Source organism: Mycobacterium sp. URHB0044, assembly GCF_000620625.1.
Classification (GTDB): Bacteria; Actinomycetota; Actinomycetes; order Mycobacteriales; family Mycobacteriaceae; genus Mycobacterium.
This window is the reverse complement of sequence record NZ_JIAW01000007.1, coordinates 253,256-267,530: the sequence shown is the minus strand read 5'-3', so window position 1 is coordinate 267,530 and position 14,275 is coordinate 253,256. Positions and strand designations below refer to the sequence as shown.

Here is a 14,275-nt window from a genome sequence, read left to right as displayed (position 1 = left end):
GGGGGCGCCATGCGCCGGGATCTGTTCACCGAGGACCACGAGGCGTTCCGCGAGCTCGCCCGCAACTTCGTCGAGAAGGAAGTGGTACCGCACTATCCCGAATGGGAGAAGGGCGGCCGCATGCCTCGCGACGTGTTCAAGCAGATGGGGGATCTCGGCATCCTCGGCATCGCCATCCCCGAGGAGTACGGCGGCGGCGGCATGCCCGACTACCGCTACAACGTCGTGCTCCAGGAGGAGGCGGCGCGGGCCCTGGTCACGCTGTCCACGGTGCGCACCCAACTCGAGGTGATCCTGCCGTACTTCCTGCACTATGCGAACGCCGAACAGCGCGACCGCTGGTTCCCCGGGCTGGCTGCGGGCACCTTGCTGACCGCAGTCGCCATGACCGAACCCGGGACCGGGTCCGACCTGGCAGGCATGCGCACCACCGCGGTGCGCGACGGCGACGACTGGATCATCAACGGCGCCAAGACCTTCATCACCGGCGGCATGCAGGCCGACCTCGTCATCGTGGTCGCCCGCACGTCCACCGATCCCGACAACCGGCGTAAGGGACTGAGCCTCTTCGTCGTCGAGGACGGCATGCCCGGCTTCACCCGCGGTCGCGAGCTGGAGAAGATGGGCTGCAAGGTGCAGGACACCGCCGAGCTGTCGTTCGTCGACGTGCGCGTCCCAGCGGCCAACCTGCTGGGGGAGGAGGGCGAGGCGTTCGGCTACCTGGGCCACAACCTGCCGCAAGAGCGCCTGACCGTGGCCGTCGGGTCGGTCTCGCAGGCCCGCTCGGCGATCGCCGCGGCGATCGACTACACCAAGGACCGCAAGGCATTCGGCACGCCCGTGGCGTCATTCCAGAACACGAAGTTCGAACTCGCCGCGTGCTCCACGGAGGTGGAGGCCGGCCAGGCGATGCTGGACCGCGCAGTCACCCTGCACGTGGACGGCGAGCTGTCCGCGTCCGATGCTGCCCGCGTGAAGCTGTTCTGCACCGAGATGCAGCAACGGGTGATCGACCGCTGCCTGCAGCTGTTCGGCGGCTACGGCTACATGATGGAGTACCCGATCGCGCGGCTGTACACGGACGCGCGGGTGGCCCGGATCTACGCCGGGACCAGCGAGGTCATGAAGGTGATCATCGCGAAGTCGCTCGGCCTCTAGCTCCTTTTGCGGCTTCGGCGTGTTTGGTCACCTTGAGCGTGACGGAACACGCCGAAATCGCTCTGAGCTGGCTGTGTGACACCCGTCGACAATCAAATTCCCTGAGACCCTTGTCACAGCCGTCAAACCTACCTACTGTGTGTTCACTAGGTTGGTTCGAACGAAGGAGTTCCGTGTCCGCTCTCGACGCGCCGGGTCTTTCTGATCCGCGCGCTCAGGACACGTCGGATCCTCGCGCGAGCGCTCGTCAGCGGCCCTACGAGACACTCCTCGCCAAGGGTGAGGACCGCAAGCAGCGGATCCTCGCGGTCGCCGAGCGCCTCCTCGCACGCAACGGCTGGCGCAACACGTCGCTCGCGCAGATCGCCAAGGAGGCAGGCGTCAGCCCGGCCGGCCTGCTGCACCATTTCGAATCCAAGGAACAGCTGCTCAACGCGGTGCTCGACGCCCGCGACGACGACGACGACATGCACGCCGACCGGTCAGGTGACCTGGTCACCGAGATCTGCCGCGTCGCCGAGCGGTTCCGTCGCGCACCCGAACTGGTCGGCACCTTCACGGTCCTCCTGGTCGAGAACATCGCGCCCGACGCTCCGCTGCACGACCGCCTGCTGAAGCGGCAGCGCGACGCCGTCGACATCGTGGCGGGTCTCATCGCAAGCGGTCAGCGCGCCGGGCGCTACCGCCGTGACTTCGACCCCGCCATCAAAGCCGTCGAGATCTTGGCATTCGTCAATGGAATGGAGACCGCATGGTTACTCGATCCTTCGATTCCCCTCGCCGAGGTGTTCAAGGAGTACGGCGAGACGCTCGCGCGGGACTTCACGCCAGCGCCGGAAAGGAAGATGACATGAGGTATCGACTCAACGTCGTCGCCCGCAGCGTCCCCGAGGTCGTGAAGTTCGCAGGCGGCTGGCTGGTCGACCGCGTGATGGCCGGCTGGGACGTCACCGTGCTGATCTCCGTCGGCGACGACACCAGACCGCTCGAGATCCTCGGGGTCGAGACCCGTGACCTCGATGCGGCACTTGAGGCGTGGGCCGACAACCCGATCCCGCAGACGATCGCCGTCGCGGCAGACGTGTTCGTCAGCAACCAGCGCGTGCGTGAGGGCGTGCTCGCAGCGCTCGACCATGGGATGACCGAGGTAACGCTGTGGGGCGCGGAGTACCCCGAGGAGCTCTACGACACCGTCGGCTCCGTGTGTCACGAATTGAGCGGTGCCGCACGCGCATTCAAGGCTCAGGCGCTCGCCGCCATCGATGACCCCGACGCCGGGTTCGTCGGCACCACCGAGACGTTCCGGTGCGGGGTGATGGCCCGCCCCTCGGTGGCCGCTGACCTCATCCCCGCCAGCTAGCGGTTACGTCAAATCGATCAGCACCTTGCCGATCGCGCGCCCGTCGGCGACGTGCCGCAACGCATCCGCCGTCCGCTCGAGTGGATACACCGCGCAGACGTGAGGCGACACCGCTCCCGTCACGAGCAGCCCGCGTAGCTCGTCCTCGTTGCGGCCGAACTCGTCGCCGGGCACGTCCTGGAACTGGAAGCCGAGGACGTGAATCCCCTTGACCAGCACCAGGTTCAGTGGAATGCGGGGGATGACGCCGGAGGCGTAGCCGACCGTGACGAACCGGCCGCCGCGACGCAGCGCACGCAGTGCGGGTTCGGACAACTCGCCGCCGACCGGGTCGACGACCACGTCGGCGCCCTCGGGCAGAGCGTCGCGCAGCGCCGCCCGCAGGTTTCCATCGCCCGATTCATTCCCGGGTCGCTCCGCTCCTGCCCGCCGAAAGCCGACGAGGTTGGTCGCACCGTAACCCGCTGCGACATCGAGCTTTTCGCGCGACGACGCCACCGCGGTCACCCGTGCACCGAGTGCGGCGCCCAGTTGCACGGCCGCCAGCCCGACGCCGCCGCCCGCCCCGAGCACCACCAGTTCGTCACCCGCGGAGATCCGCGCCATCGAGCGCAGCGTGTGGTACGCGGTGCGGTGCGCGACACCGAAGGCCGCCGCGGTGCGGGCGTCCACGCCGTCGGGAATCCTGGCCAGCCCGGCCACCGGCGCGGCGACGCGTTCGGCGAAGGCGCCGAACAGCCCCGTTCCGGTGACGCGATCTCCGACGGTGAAACTCGTTGTCTCACCGGCTAGTTCGGTGATGACGCCGGCGAGCTCACTGCCTGGCACGAACGGTGGCGGCACGCTGATCTGATATTCGTTCGCGACGAGCAGCACGTCGGGAAAGTTGACCGCCGCAGCTTCCACGCGAACCACTGCCTGGCCGGATTCGGGAGTCGGTGCGGGCCGATCCTCTACCCGCACCACCTCCGGCGGCCCGTAGGCCGGGCACACCGCGGCGCGCACCCCGCTCAGCCCGTGTAGTCGGTGGACTCGGCGAGTTCGGCGGCCGAGGCCATCAGGTCGGTGACGACGGGTCCGAACGCCAGCAGCTTCTCGTCGTCACCGGCGCGCTGGAAACCCTGCTCCAGCACGATCGCCAGCTTCCACTTCGCCAGCACGAGGTAGTAGTCCAGGTCGTCGACCTGGCGGCCGGAGACCGCGGCGTAGTGCGCCACCACCTGGTCGCGCGACGGCATCCCGCGCATGTCGACGTAGCCCGAATCGGCGGCCGCGTCGGACGAGGTGTCCTCCGGCCAGCTCTGCACCATCCAGCCCAGGTCGAGCTTCGGGTCGCCGACGGTGCCCATCTCCCAGTCGACGATGGCCGCCAATTGCGCGGGGGCACCCTCGCGGTACATCACGTTGGCGAACTGATAGTCGCCGTGCATCAGGCCGGGGACGAAGTCGAGCGGTCGGTGGGCGCGCAACCATTCCGTCGCGACGTCAAGGCCGTCGATCTCGCGCGCCTTGATGCGTTCGAAGAACCCGGTCCACCGGTCGACTTGGCGTTCGTGGAAGCCGTCGGGGCGGCCCAGGTCCTGCAGACCCTTCGCCTGCCAGTCGACCTTCGACAGCAGCGCGATGCCCTCGGCGAGTTGGTAGGACAGGCCCGCGCGGGCGTCGACGTCGGAGTTGAACGGTTCCGGCCACCGGCCGTGCGTGTCCATCGGCGACCAGCCGTCGACGAAACCCATCAGGTAGAACGGCCTGCCGAGCACGGACGCATCCGCACACACGCCGACGGCCGCGGTGTGAGGCACCTCGGTCCCGTCGAGCGCCTCGATGATGCGCCACTCGCGCAGGATGCCCTTGTCCCGATCCGCAGGTGCGCCCGGCGGTGGCATCCGGATGACGCAGCGCTCGTCGCCGCGGGTCAGCTCGTAGATCACGTTTTGCGTTCCGCCGGAAAGGAATCGAGCCGCCAGTGGTTCGCCCTTGCCGGGCAGCGCGGCTTCGTCCATCCAGGCCGCGAGGCGTTCGACGTCGATGCCTGGGCCGCCGTCTGATTCGGTCATTGGTTCCCCACTTCCAGATCGAGATACTCGGCGAACTTCGCTACCGCAGCGTCGCGTTTGCGCGGGATCCACTCGGTGGGCCATACGTCGTCGGCGGCCTTGTAGCCACGCAGCACCTGCTTGGCCACCGTGGTCTTGTGCACTTCCGTCGGACCGTCGGCAAGCCCCATCACCGCAGCGCCGGTAACCATGCCAAGGAACGGCATTTCGTTCGTCACGCCGAGCGCACCATGTACTTGCATTGCGCGCCAGGCGATGTCGTGCAGGACGGTGGGCATGACGACCTTGACGGCGGCGATGTCCTTGCGCACCTTCTTGTAGTCGTTGTACTTGTCGATCTCCCACGCGGTGTAGAGCACCATCAACCGGAACTGCTTGAGCTGTGCGTAGGAGTCGGCGATGTACCCCTGCACGGTCTGCTTGTCCGACAGCAGGCTTCCCGCAGTCTGGCGGCTGAGCGCGCGCTCGCACATCATGTCGAGTGCCTTCTGTGCCAGTCCGATGGTGCGCATCGCGTGGTGAATCCGGCCGCCGCCCAACCGGGTCTGCGCGATGACGAACGCCTGGCCCTCCCCACCCAGCAGCGCCGAATCGGGCACGCGCACGTTTTCGTAGTGGATCAGCGCATGCGAACCCTCGTTGTCCCGCTCACCGTAGAGGCCGACGTTGCGGACGATGGTCACGCCGGGGGTGTCGGTCGGCAGCAGGAACATCGACATCCCTTGGTATGGGCTGACGTCGGGGTTGGTCACCACCATCACGATCAGGAAGGACGCGGTGTTGGCGTTCGACGAGAAGTACTTCCAGCCGTTGATCACCCAGTCGTCACCGTCGCGCACCGCACTGGTGGTGAACTGCGTCGGGTCGGCGCCGCCCTGCGGTTCGGTCATCGAGTAGCTGGAGAACACCTCGCCTTCCAGCAGCGGATGCAGGTAGCGCTCCTTCTGCTCGGGTGTGCCGTAGTGGGCGATGATCTCGGCGTTGCCGGTATCCGGTGCCTGACAGCCGAATACGATCGGCGCCCACTGCGAGCGGCCGAGGATCTCGTTGAGCAGCGCCAGCTTGAGCTGGCCGTAGCCCTGCCCGCCGAGCTCCGGCCCGAGGTGCGTCGCCCACAGGCCCTTGGCCCGCACCTGTTCCTTGAGCGGGGCGATCGCCTTGCGTCTGGTTTCGTCGAGCGGGGTGAACTGCAGGTGTGGCCACACCAAGTCGAGCGGTTCCACCTCGTCGGTGACGAATTGATCCGCCCAGTCGAGTAGTTCCTGGTACTCCGGGTCGGTCTCGAAATCCCACGCCATTGGGGTCTCCTTCGATTCAGCGGTCTTCGGGTTGCCGGTTGTGGCCGGCAATGACGGCGGTGATGTCGCTCGAGACGACGTCGGCGAACGAGCGGTCCCCGAAAGCCCCTGCCGCCCAATGCCTTGCTCCCTCGCTGACGAGCGTCATCGCCAGGTAGGACAGGTGCTCGATGTCGACGTGGGAGGCCAGTTTGCCGTCGGCCTTGGCCTTGGTGAACAGCTCGGTGAACATTCCCTCGTCGACGTCCGACGGGAGTCCCTCGGCGAGGATCCGATGCTCGTGTCGGTAACCCTCGAGGATGGTTTCGATGACGAGCTCGCGAGGATTGCGTGCCATTGAACGTTCGAGGGTCGCGAGGGCCGCGGTGATCACGTCGCCGATCTCGTACGGCTTCGAGAGTTGTGCGTGGATGGTGCGCCGCGCGGCCTGCGTCGACATGACGCCGACCTCGAACAGTACGTCCTCCTTGCGGGGGAAGTAGAAGTAGAACAGCGCCTTGGAGACTCCGGCTGCAGTGCAGATCTCGGCCACCGTGGTGGTGGCGTAGCCCTTGGTGCGCCACAGCGCCATCGCGGCCTGCACCAGCATGCGCTTGGTCTCGTGGGATCTAGCCCGTTGGAAGGACGCTCTACGCTGACCACCGTCAGCAATTGCCGTCGCCGTGTTCTTGGGCATATCTGGACGATAGCAGCTGGTTCCAATCCTGCCTAGAGCTGACCGGTGTCTAACTAACTTGGATCGATACAACCGATCGCAGGGGCTGGGTGGCACGCCTTCTGCCGAGTTGCGCCGTGCCGCCAACCAGCTTTCCGAAGTCGGCTCGTCACGCCGGTGAGCAGTGGTTGTATAGCCCCACGTTCTTCGTCGTGTGTGGAGAGGCAAGGGTGAAACGACTCAACGGTTGGGATGCCATGCTGCTGTACAGCGAGACCCCGAACGTCCACAAGCACACCTTGAAGATCGGCATCATCGACGCAGCCGACTTCGACGGCGAGTTCACTTTCGAGTTCTTTCGAACCGAGTTGCAGCGTCGGTTGCATCGGCTGGAGCCATTGCGTCTCAAGCTCGTCCACACCCCAATGAGATTGCATCACCCGATGTGGTCGGAGACGTCGGACATCGACCTGGACTATCACCTGCATCGAGTGCGGGTGCGTGCGCCAGGTGGCCGCAGAGAGCTCGACGAGTTGATCGGCGACATCGCCGGTACGCCGCTGGATCGCCGTCATCCCTTGTGGGAGATGTATTTCGTGGAGGGCATGGGAGGCAATCGGTTCGCGGTGGTCGGCAAGATTCACCACGCTCTCGCCGACGGAGTGGCGTCAGCGAATCTGATGGCGAAGATGATGGATCAGAGCCCCATCAACGACGTACCCGATACCGATGACGAAGAGCCGTCGCCGTCGAGAGGGGAGCTGCTTCAGGCTGCCTGGCGCGATCACGTCCGGCAGTTCGGCAAGCTGCCGACGTTGGCGCGAGAAACTGCGGCCGGTATCAGAAGGGTGCGCTCGCGCGTGAAGGAGCGCGGAGCGCAAGCTGGCCTCAGCAAGCAGCTCCCGCCGCCGACGTTCATCAACCACGTCGTGACGCCGGGGCGCCGGTTCGCGACTGCCACGCTGGCGTTGAGCGATGTCAAGGAAACCAGCAAGGCGTTGGGCGTCACGCTGAACGATGTGGTGCTGGCCTCCGCGGCCGGCGCACTTCGGGAGTTGTTGTTGCGTCGTGACGGACATGCCGATGCGCCTCTGATCGTTTCCGTACCAGTGGGTTTGGATACCTCGCCGGATCGGTTGACCGGCAACGACGTCTTCGGACTCAACGCGTCGTTGCCGGTGCACATCGCCGATCCGCTGGAGCGCGTGCGGCTGACCTCGTCCGCGATGCGAATCGCCAAGGAAGATCTCCACCTCATGGGTGGTGAAACCATGGCCCAGTGGGCGTCGTACCTCCCGCCGAACCTGTCGCCGCCCATCTTCCGATGGGTGGCCCGGCGTGAGGCGCAGAGCCGAATGATGAACCTGCTCATCTCCAACGTGCCCGGTCCGCGGGAACGGGGCAGCACGGGCGGCGCGACGGTCAGCGAGATCTATTCCGTCGGACCGCTACTTGCCGGCAGCGGCATGAACATCACGGTGTGGAGCTATGTCGATCAGCTCAATATTTCGGTGCTCACCGATGATGTGACCCTCGACGACGCGCACGAGGCCACCGATGCGATGGTGCGGGGGTTCGTCGAATTGCGTGCTGCCGCAGGGTTGTCGACGGAACTGACCGAGGTGCTGACGGCAATGGCCCCGGCTTCGGCCAATTGATCAGCGGTCGGACAACAAGCGGTACAAGTCGCTGCGGACGATCTTGCCGGTGGCATTGCGCGGCAGTTCGTGCAGCGCGACGACGTCTCGCGGCACCTTGTAGTTCGCCAGGCTGGCCCGCACGTGCTGCTTCAGTACGTCAGGCGTCGCCGAGGTACCGGCGTTGAGTACCACGAAGGCAGCCAGCCGCTGACCGTATTGTTCGTCGTCCACCCCGATCACCGCCGCGTCGGCGACGTCGGGATGCCCGAGCAGGGTCTTCTCGACCTCGATGGGATACACGTTCTCACCGCCGGAGACGATCATCTCGTCGTCGCGGCCGACTACGAACAGCCGTCCGTTCGCGTCGAGATACCCCAGATCTCCGGAGGCCATGAAGCCTTCGTGGAATCGCTTCGTCGTGCCGGAACTGTACCCCTCGAACAGCGTGGCACTGCGAACGAAGATCTGACCGACGCCTGTGGTTGGCAGCTCCTCGAGATCCTCGTCCAGAATCCGAAGCTCCGTTCCTGCAACGGGTTTGCCCGCCGTTTCCGGTGCGGCGCGAAGGTCTTCTGGTGTTGCGCTGGCGATCATGCCCGCCTCGGTGGCGTTGTAGTTGTTGACCACTACGTCGCCGAACCGATCCATGAAGGCGATCACCACGTCGGGATTCATGCGGGAACCCGACGCGGTGGCGAACCGCAGTGAGCGACAGGAATAGCGGTTGAGCACGTCCGTTGGTAGCTCCATGATGCGGTCGAACATCACGGGCACGACGACCAAGCCGGTCGCGCGATGGCGGTCGATCAACTGCAGCGTCGCTTCTGGATCGAACTTGCGACGCGTCACGATCGTGCACGCCATCAGCGCGGCGAAGAGCAGCTGCCCGTAACCCCACGCATGAAACATTGGCGCCGCGATCACGACGGTCTCTTCGGCGCGCCACGGCGTGCGGTCCAGGATGGCCTTCAGCGCGTTGGCGTCACCACTCGTGAGTTTGGCGCCCTTCGGCGCTCCCGTCGTACCGGAGGTGAGCAGAACCGTCCTGCTCTTCTTAGCCGCACGTCTGGGCCGCTGTCCGAGATGGTCCTCGATCAGGATTTCGAGCGTCAAGGAACCGGGGTCGAGCGGATCGTCCGCGAGGATGCGTGTCGCGTCCGGGTTTCCGGCGAGTGCGTGCTCGACGGTGTCGCTGAACTCGGCGTCGTAGATCACGGCGTCGACACCTTCACGGTCGACGACCCCTGCCAACGCCGGACCGGCGAACGACGTGTTCAACAGCAACAGGTCCGAACCCGCACGGTTCGCCGCAACCAGTGCCTCGACGAAACCACGATGATTGCGGCACATGATGCCGATCGTCTGAGACTGGTTGGGGGCCAGCGCTTGAAGTCCGGCGGCAAGCGCGTCGCAGCGTTCGTCGAGTTCACGCCACGTCAGCGTGCCGCGTTCATCGATCACGGCGGGCCGATCGGGACAACGCCGCGCCGCAGCCGCGAACGCGTACGTGGGTGCCATGTGCTCGCGTCGAGCTGCCGCGGCGATCCGCAGATACTTGTCGGGACGCATGAAGGCGATGAAGCCCGAACGATGAAGCGTGGACGCAAGTTCGCGTGAATCGTTGAGGCGCTTGAAGAACCGACTTGGTCGTCCCATGCATCAGCCCAGGATCGGCAGTCGGCGCTGGCGGCTGAGCTTGGTGAGGGCATCCTGCATGACCCTGCGCACGTAGGCATCGACGGCGGCGATGTCGGGGTGCTCGCCGAATTGCGCTGTGACGTCGATCGGTTCGAGCACCTGGGTGACGATCTTGGTCGGCAGTGGCAAGTTCGGCGGCAACAGGCCGCCGAGGCTGAGACCGAAGGGAAGGCCAAGCGATACCGGAATCGTCGTGAGGCGAGCTGCCTTCGCGATCCCGCCGAGGCGCCGTACGAGCTCGGTGCCGCGCGTCAGGTAGAGCTGATTCTCCTGCCCGCCGATGGAGACTGCGGGCACGATCGGAACGCCGGCCTCGATGGCAGCTCTGACGTATCCCGTCCGGCCGTTGAAGTCGACGACGTCCTGCTGGCTCGTCGGCCGGCACGCGTCGTAATCGCCGCCCGGGAAGACCATCACGACATCGCCCGAGCGAAGCGCCTCATCGGCGTTGGTACGAGTGGCCCGAATGATGCCGAGCCGTTGCAAGACGTCGGCGGCAGGCCCGGTGAACAGGAAGTCGTGGGCGAGGGTCCGGATGGGCCGGTCATAACCGAACTTCTCGTAGAACTCGATCGCAAGGATCGGAACGTCGAGGGAGAATTGGCCGCCGGAGTGATTCGACACCAGCAGCACGCCGCCTACCGGCGGGATGCGGTCCGCCCCGCGCACCTCGGCGCGGAAGTACCGCTTCATCACCGGACGAAGGAACCCGAACACACGTCGGGTGAAGTCCGGATCCCACTTCGAAATTTCATCCAGGTGGACGCGCTCCTCGTCGGCGTCGCTCATCGTCGTCCCCCTCATCGACTCCGCGTGGTCCACACGAGCCGGCGCCACGTGCAGCAACGCGGCTGCCGACGGACAGTAACACGGTTACTCATTGTCCGGATAGGGGTGAAAGTGGTGGCGCCACCGGTACCCGCGTTGACGGCGGAAGGGCACTGTGGAAATCTGATACTCAACAATGAGAGGCCCATTCTCGCTAGGCAGTGGCCGAACGGAGCAGTACATGGCGAACGATCCCACCGGCATCGACTTCTTTCGCGACGAACGGCTGGTCGACGACCCGTACCCGTGGTTCGAGGGGTTGCGGAACAAGTGCCCGGTCGCGCGCGAAGACCACTATGGCGTGACGATGGTGACCGGCTGGGACGAGGCGGTGCAGGTCTACAACGATGCCGAGACCTTTTCGTCGTGCACGTCGGTAACCGGTCCGTTCCCCGGCTTTCCGGTGCCGCTCGAGGGTGACGACGTGACGGAACTGATCAACGAGCACCGCAACGAGCTGCCGTTCAGCGATCAGCTGCCGACGCTGGACCCGCCGGTGCACACCGACCATCGCTCGCTGATGATGCGGCTGATCACCCCGAAGCGCCTCAAGGAGAACGAGGACGCGATGTGGCGGCTCGCCGACGAGGTCCTCGACGACTTCCTGGTCGGCGGTGAGGGGGAGTTCATCAAGGGCTTCGCCGGGCCGTTCACCCTGCTTGTCATCGCCGACCTGCTCGGCATTCCCGACGAGGACCGCGAGGACTTCGTCAACGGCATCCGACAGAACTCCGGTGGCGGCATCGGCAGCACCGGCAAGGAGTCGCTGTCGCACAGCCCGCTGGAGTTCCTCTACGGGCAGTTCTCCGACTACGTCGAGGACCGTCGCGCCAACCCGCGCGACGACGTCCTGACCGGTCTGGCGACGGCGACTTTCCCCGACGGCTCGATACCCGACGTCGGCGACGTCGCCAGGGTGGCCACCAACGTGTTCTCGGCAGGCCAGGAGACCACGGTGCGCCTCCTCAGCACGGCGCTCAAGGTGCTCGGCGATCAACCGGACATTCAGCGTCAGGTGCGTGAGGACCGCAGCCTGCTGCCCAACTTCATCGAAGAGGCGCTGCGCATCGAAAGCCCGGTGAAGGGCGACTTCCGGTTGTCGAGGGTGCCGGTCACGATCGGTGAGACCGAACTCGGTGCCGGCACAACGGTGATGGTGCTCAACGGCGCGGCGAACCGCGACCCGCGCCGATTCGATGACCCCGACACGTTCGACCCCAAGCGGAAGAACGCCCGTCAGCACCTGGCGTTCGGGCGGGGCATCCACAGCTGCCCCGGCGCACCGCTGGCGCGGGCCGAGACACGGGTGGGCTTGGAGCGACTACTGGACCGCACGACGGACATCCGGATCTCGGAGAGCCATCACGGCCCGGCGGGAAGCCGCCGCTACAACTACATTCCGACCTACATTCTGCGTGGACTCACGTCGCTGCACCTCGAGTTCGACGTCATCGAGCCCAGCGGCGCCTGATGCGGGTCACCGTCGACGAAGACCGTTGCGCCGGCCACGGCATGTGCCTGACGCTGTGCCCCGAAGTCTTCGAGATGTCCGACGACGGCTGGGCCGTCGCCGATCCCGGCGAGGTGCCCTCCGAACTCGAGGGTTCGGCGCGTGAGGCGATCGAGAACTGCCCCGAACGCGCAATCAGCGAAATCTAGCCCAATATGCACTACCGACAAGGAGATTCGCCATGGCCAAAGGTTATGTGATCATCACCGAGGACATCAAGGACCCGGCAGGCATGGCCGAATACGGCAAGCTCGCCATGAAGGCGATGGGCGGGGCCACCATCCTGTCCGTCGACCAGAAGCCCGAGGTGATCGAGGGCACGTGGCACGGCCACCAAACCGTCGTGCTCGAGTTCGAATCCGTTGAGGCAGCGCGTGAGTGGTACTACTCCGACGCCTACCAGGCGGCGGCGAAGGTCAGGCAGGGCGCGGCGCAGTGCAACGGGGTCATCGTCTCCGGCTTCTGAGCGGGCCGCGCCTGACGCGCGAGCAGACACATATGTCCCCGCACGCGCGGCGTGTCGGGGACATATGCGTCTGCTCGCGCATTCGTCAGTGCACGAAGACGAATCGCACGCCCTACTCGCGAATCGCGATGGCCTGACGCGGGCACTGGCGCACGGCTTCGCGCACCTGATCCTCGTTCTCCGGTGTCACCTCGTCGGTGAGCACGTGCAGGTAGTCCTGATCGTCGAGGTCGAACACCTCGGGGATGATGCCCATGCAGACGCCGTTGCTCTCGCACAGGCCGAAGTCGACGTCGATCTTCTTGGTCACCGCAGCACCTTGACTGGAACGTTCGAGAATCCCGCGACGTTCTGCATGTGGACCTTCCGCAGGCCGTCGAAGTCGACTTCGTAGCGCGGCATGAAGTCGAGCAACTTCTCCAGTGCGACTGCGCTTTCCATGCGGGCCAACGCCGCCCCGAGGCAACTGTGGATGCCGTATCCGAGGCCAAGGTTCTGCGCCTCGGAACGGTCCCGGTCGATGTCGAACTTGTCCGCGTCGGTGAAGGCCCGCGGATCGAGGTTGGCCGCCGCGTTCATCAAGAACACCGGCTTGTGTGCCGGGATCGTGCCGCTGGGAACCTCCACGTCCTTCAACGTGTAGCGCACGTTGTACTGCACCGGACCGACGTAGCGCAGCAGCTCCTCCACCGCGTCGGGGACCTTGCTCCGGTCGTCGAGCAGCTTCTGCCACTGATCGGGGTTTTCGGCGAAGACCACGACGGCACTGCCGACCAGCTTGGTCACCGTCTCCGCGCCTGCGCCGCCCAGCAGCGTCGTGAAACCGGTGATCTCGATGTCGTCGAGCTTGCGCATCTGCCCGTCTTCGCCGGGGATCTCCGCGGCGATCAAGCGGCTGATCATGTCGTCCTGCGGATTCGCGCGCCGTTCCTGCACCAGGCCGTAGTAGTACACGCCGGAGTCCATGTTGGCCTGCATGTTGGTCTCGTTGAGATCGATCTGTCCCGGCTCGCGGTGCAAGCTGATGTCGATCCAATGCCGGACCTGTTGGCGGAAGTCCTCGGGCACGCCCGCCATTCGGGTGATCACCTCGACCGGGAACGGCCCGGAGAAATCTTGGACGACGTCGAACTCGTCGGGGTTCACCGCGGACAGGAACCGATCGATCTGTTCGACGACGGTGTCCTTCTGCGCCTGCATTGCGCGCGGGGTGAACGCCTTGTTGAGCAGGCTGCGCATGTGGCGGTGGTCGGGCGGGTCCATGAAGATGATGGACCTCTGCGGCACTTCGCCGTTGCGCACCATCGACAGGTCGCAACCGCGGGACGACGAGAAGGACTCGTAGTCCTTCAACGCCGCCGCCACGTCCTCGTGGCGGGTCAGTGCGTAGAAGTCCTCGTCCTCGTCGTAGTAGATCGGTGCCTCGTCACGCATCCGCTTGTACACGTCGTACGGATTGTCGAAGTACTCCTGCGAGACGGGATTGAACACCAGCTTGGGCTTGGTCACTGCATCCTCCTCGGCGCCGAGCTTCGGGCCGGTAACGTTACGGAAGGCTGATTAACTGTAACGCAAACAGTATGCACCCTCAAGAACCGAAAGACT

15 protein-coding genes are annotated in these 14,275 nt (G+C 65.5%); 7 read left to right on the top strand and 8 right to left on the bottom strand.

From position 1 onward, the window contains the following. The first annotated feature begins 9 nt into the window (after window positions 1–9). The 3 genes from N536_RS0117125 to N536_RS0117115 all read left to right on the top strand — a co-directional run bounded on the left by N536_RS0117125 (window position 10) and on the right by N536_RS0117115 (window position 2,518). Entirely contained in the window at window positions 10–1,158 is a 1,149-nt protein-coding gene (locus N536_RS0117125) for an acyl-CoA dehydrogenase family protein (RefSeq protein ID WP_029114712.1), read from the top strand. A 173-nt stretch (window positions 1,159–1,331) separates the two neighbouring features. Then, a complete protein-coding gene (locus N536_RS38735; RefSeq protein ID WP_081809245.1) occupies window positions 1,332–2,012 on the top strand; it encodes a TetR/AcrR family transcriptional regulator in 681 nt (226 codons plus the stop codon). Beyond that, window positions 2,009–2,518 (top strand): hypothetical protein, encoded by a 510-nt coding sequence (locus N536_RS0117115; RefSeq protein ID WP_029114711.1) that lies wholly within the window; start codon window positions 2,009–2,011, stop codon window positions 2,516–2,518. Before N536_RS38735 ends, N536_RS0117115 begins: the two co-directional genes overlap by 4 nt. A 3-nt stretch (window positions 2,519–2,521) precedes the next feature. Here N536_RS0117115 and N536_RS0117110 read toward each other — a convergent pair whose 3' ends face one another. The 4 genes from N536_RS0117110 to N536_RS0117095 are packed head-to-tail and all read right to left on the bottom strand — an operon-like array spanning window position 2,522 to window position 6,549. Then, complete coding sequence (locus tag N536_RS0117110; RefSeq protein WP_029114710.1) at window positions 2,522–3,523, bottom strand: NADPH:quinone oxidoreductase family protein; 1,002 nt, start codon at window positions 3,521–3,523, stop codon at window positions 2,522–2,524. 5 nt (window positions 3,524–3,528) lie between these two features. Then, on the bottom strand, window positions 3,529–4,575 hold the full coding sequence (locus N536_RS0117105) for a phosphotransferase family protein (protein ID WP_029114709.1): 1,047 nt from the start codon (window positions 4,573–4,575) through the stop codon (window positions 3,529–3,531). Beyond that, window positions 4,572–5,873, bottom strand: coding sequence for an acyl-CoA dehydrogenase family protein (locus N536_RS0117100; RefSeq protein ID WP_029114708.1), 1,302 nt, complete (start codon window positions 5,871–5,873; stop codon window positions 4,572–4,574). The genes N536_RS0117105 and N536_RS0117100 overlap by 4 nt, the downstream gene beginning before the upstream one ends. A gap of 16 nt (window positions 5,874–5,889) precedes the next feature. Beyond that, window positions 5,890–6,549, bottom strand: coding sequence for a TetR/AcrR family transcriptional regulator (locus N536_RS0117095; protein WP_029114707.1), 660 nt, complete (start codon window positions 6,547–6,549; stop codon window positions 5,890–5,892). Window positions 6,550–6,758: 209 nt separating this feature from the next. On the opposite strand from N536_RS0117095, the gene N536_RS0117090 reads away from it, so the two are divergent. Further along, a complete protein-coding gene (locus N536_RS0117090; RefSeq protein WP_029114706.1) occupies window positions 6,759–8,186 on the top strand; it encodes a wax ester/triacylglycerol synthase family O-acyltransferase in 1,428 nt (475 codons plus the stop codon). Here the strand turns inward: N536_RS0117090 and fadD12 are convergent, their stop codons facing one another. Next, entirely contained in the window at window positions 8,187–9,737 is a 1,551-nt protein-coding gene (gene fadD12, locus N536_RS0117085) for an acyl-CoA ligase FadD12 (protein ID WP_369798434.1), read from the bottom strand. It abuts the gene before it with no gap. A 90-nt stretch (window positions 9,738–9,827) separates the two neighbouring features. Next, the gene (locus N536_RS0117080; protein WP_029114704.1) at window positions 9,828–10,655 is read right to left on the bottom strand and encodes a lysophospholipid acyltransferase family protein; all 828 of its coding nucleotides are present in this window, start codon (window positions 10,653–10,655) and stop codon (window positions 9,828–9,830) included. Between the two features lie 220 nt (window positions 10,656–10,875). On the opposite strand from N536_RS0117080, the gene N536_RS0117075 reads away from it, so the two are divergent. Genes N536_RS0117075 through N536_RS0117065 form a run of 3 tightly spaced genes read left to right on the top strand, consistent with a single transcriptional unit; the run spans window position 10,876 to window position 12,670 of the window. Beyond that, a complete protein-coding gene (locus N536_RS0117075; protein ID WP_029114703.1) occupies window positions 10,876–12,165 on the top strand; it encodes a cytochrome P450 in 1,290 nt (429 codons plus the stop codon). Next, window positions 12,165–12,353 carry a ferredoxin gene (locus tag N536_RS0117070; RefSeq protein ID WP_029114702.1) on the top strand — a complete coding sequence of 63 codons (189 nt, stop codon included), beginning with the start codon at window positions 12,165–12,167 and terminating at the stop codon, window positions 12,351–12,353. Before N536_RS0117075 ends, N536_RS0117070 begins: the two co-directional genes overlap by 1 nt. 32 nt (window positions 12,354–12,385) lie before the next feature. Further along, window positions 12,386–12,670 carry a DUF1330 domain-containing protein gene (locus N536_RS0117065; protein WP_029114701.1) on the top strand — a complete coding sequence of 95 codons (285 nt, stop codon included), beginning with the start codon at window positions 12,386–12,388 and terminating at the stop codon, window positions 12,668–12,670. A gap of 112 nt (window positions 12,671–12,782) precedes the next feature. Here N536_RS0117065 and N536_RS0117060 read toward each other — a convergent pair whose 3' ends face one another. Beyond that, a complete protein-coding gene (locus N536_RS0117060; protein ID WP_029114700.1) occupies window positions 12,783–12,980 on the bottom strand; it encodes a ferredoxin in 198 nt (65 codons plus the stop codon). Further along, window positions 12,977–14,179, bottom strand: coding sequence for a cytochrome P450 (locus N536_RS0117055; RefSeq protein ID WP_029114699.1), 1,203 nt, complete (start codon window positions 14,177–14,179; stop codon window positions 12,977–12,979). The genes N536_RS0117060 and N536_RS0117055 overlap by 4 nt, the downstream gene beginning before the upstream one ends. Between the last annotated feature and the right edge of the window lie 96 nt (window positions 14,180–14,275).

Excerpts from the sequence above, each read along its gene's own strand:
- N536_RS0117125 (WP_029114712.1), top strand. The coding sequence starts at position 10 with ATGCGCCGGGATCTGTTCACCGAGGACCACGAGGCGTTCCGCGAGCTC.
- N536_RS0117115 (WP_029114711.1), top strand. The coding sequence starts at position 2,009 with ATGAGGTATCGACTCAACGTCGTCGCCCGCAGCGTCCCCGAGGTCGTG.
- N536_RS0117105 (WP_029114709.1), bottom strand. The coding sequence starts at position 4,575 with ATGACCGAATCAGACGGCGGCCCAGGCATCGACGTCGAACGCCTCGCG.
- N536_RS0117100 (WP_029114708.1), bottom strand. The coding sequence starts at position 5,873 with ATGGCGTGGGATTTCGAGACCGACCCGGAGTACCAGGAACTACTCGAC.
- N536_RS0117095 (WP_029114707.1), bottom strand. The coding sequence starts at position 6,549 with ATGCCCAAGAACACGGCGACGGCAATTGCTGACGGTGGTCAGCGTAGA.
- fadD12 (WP_369798434.1), bottom strand. The coding sequence starts at position 9,737 with ATGCGTCCCGACAAGTATCTGCGGATCGCCGCGGCAGCTCGACGCGAG.
- N536_RS0117080 (WP_029114704.1), bottom strand. The coding sequence starts at position 10,655 with ATGAGCGACGCCGACGAGGAGCGCGTCCACCTGGATGAAATTTCGAAG.
- N536_RS0117075 (WP_029114703.1), top strand. The coding sequence starts at position 10,876 with ATGGCGAACGATCCCACCGGCATCGACTTCTTTCGCGACGAACGGCTG.
- N536_RS0117070 (WP_029114702.1), top strand. The coding sequence starts at position 12,165 with ATGCGGGTCACCGTCGACGAAGACCGTTGCGCCGGCCACGGCATGTGC.
- N536_RS0117065 (WP_029114701.1), top strand. The coding sequence starts at position 12,386 with ATGGCCAAAGGTTATGTGATCATCACCGAGGACATCAAGGACCCGGCA.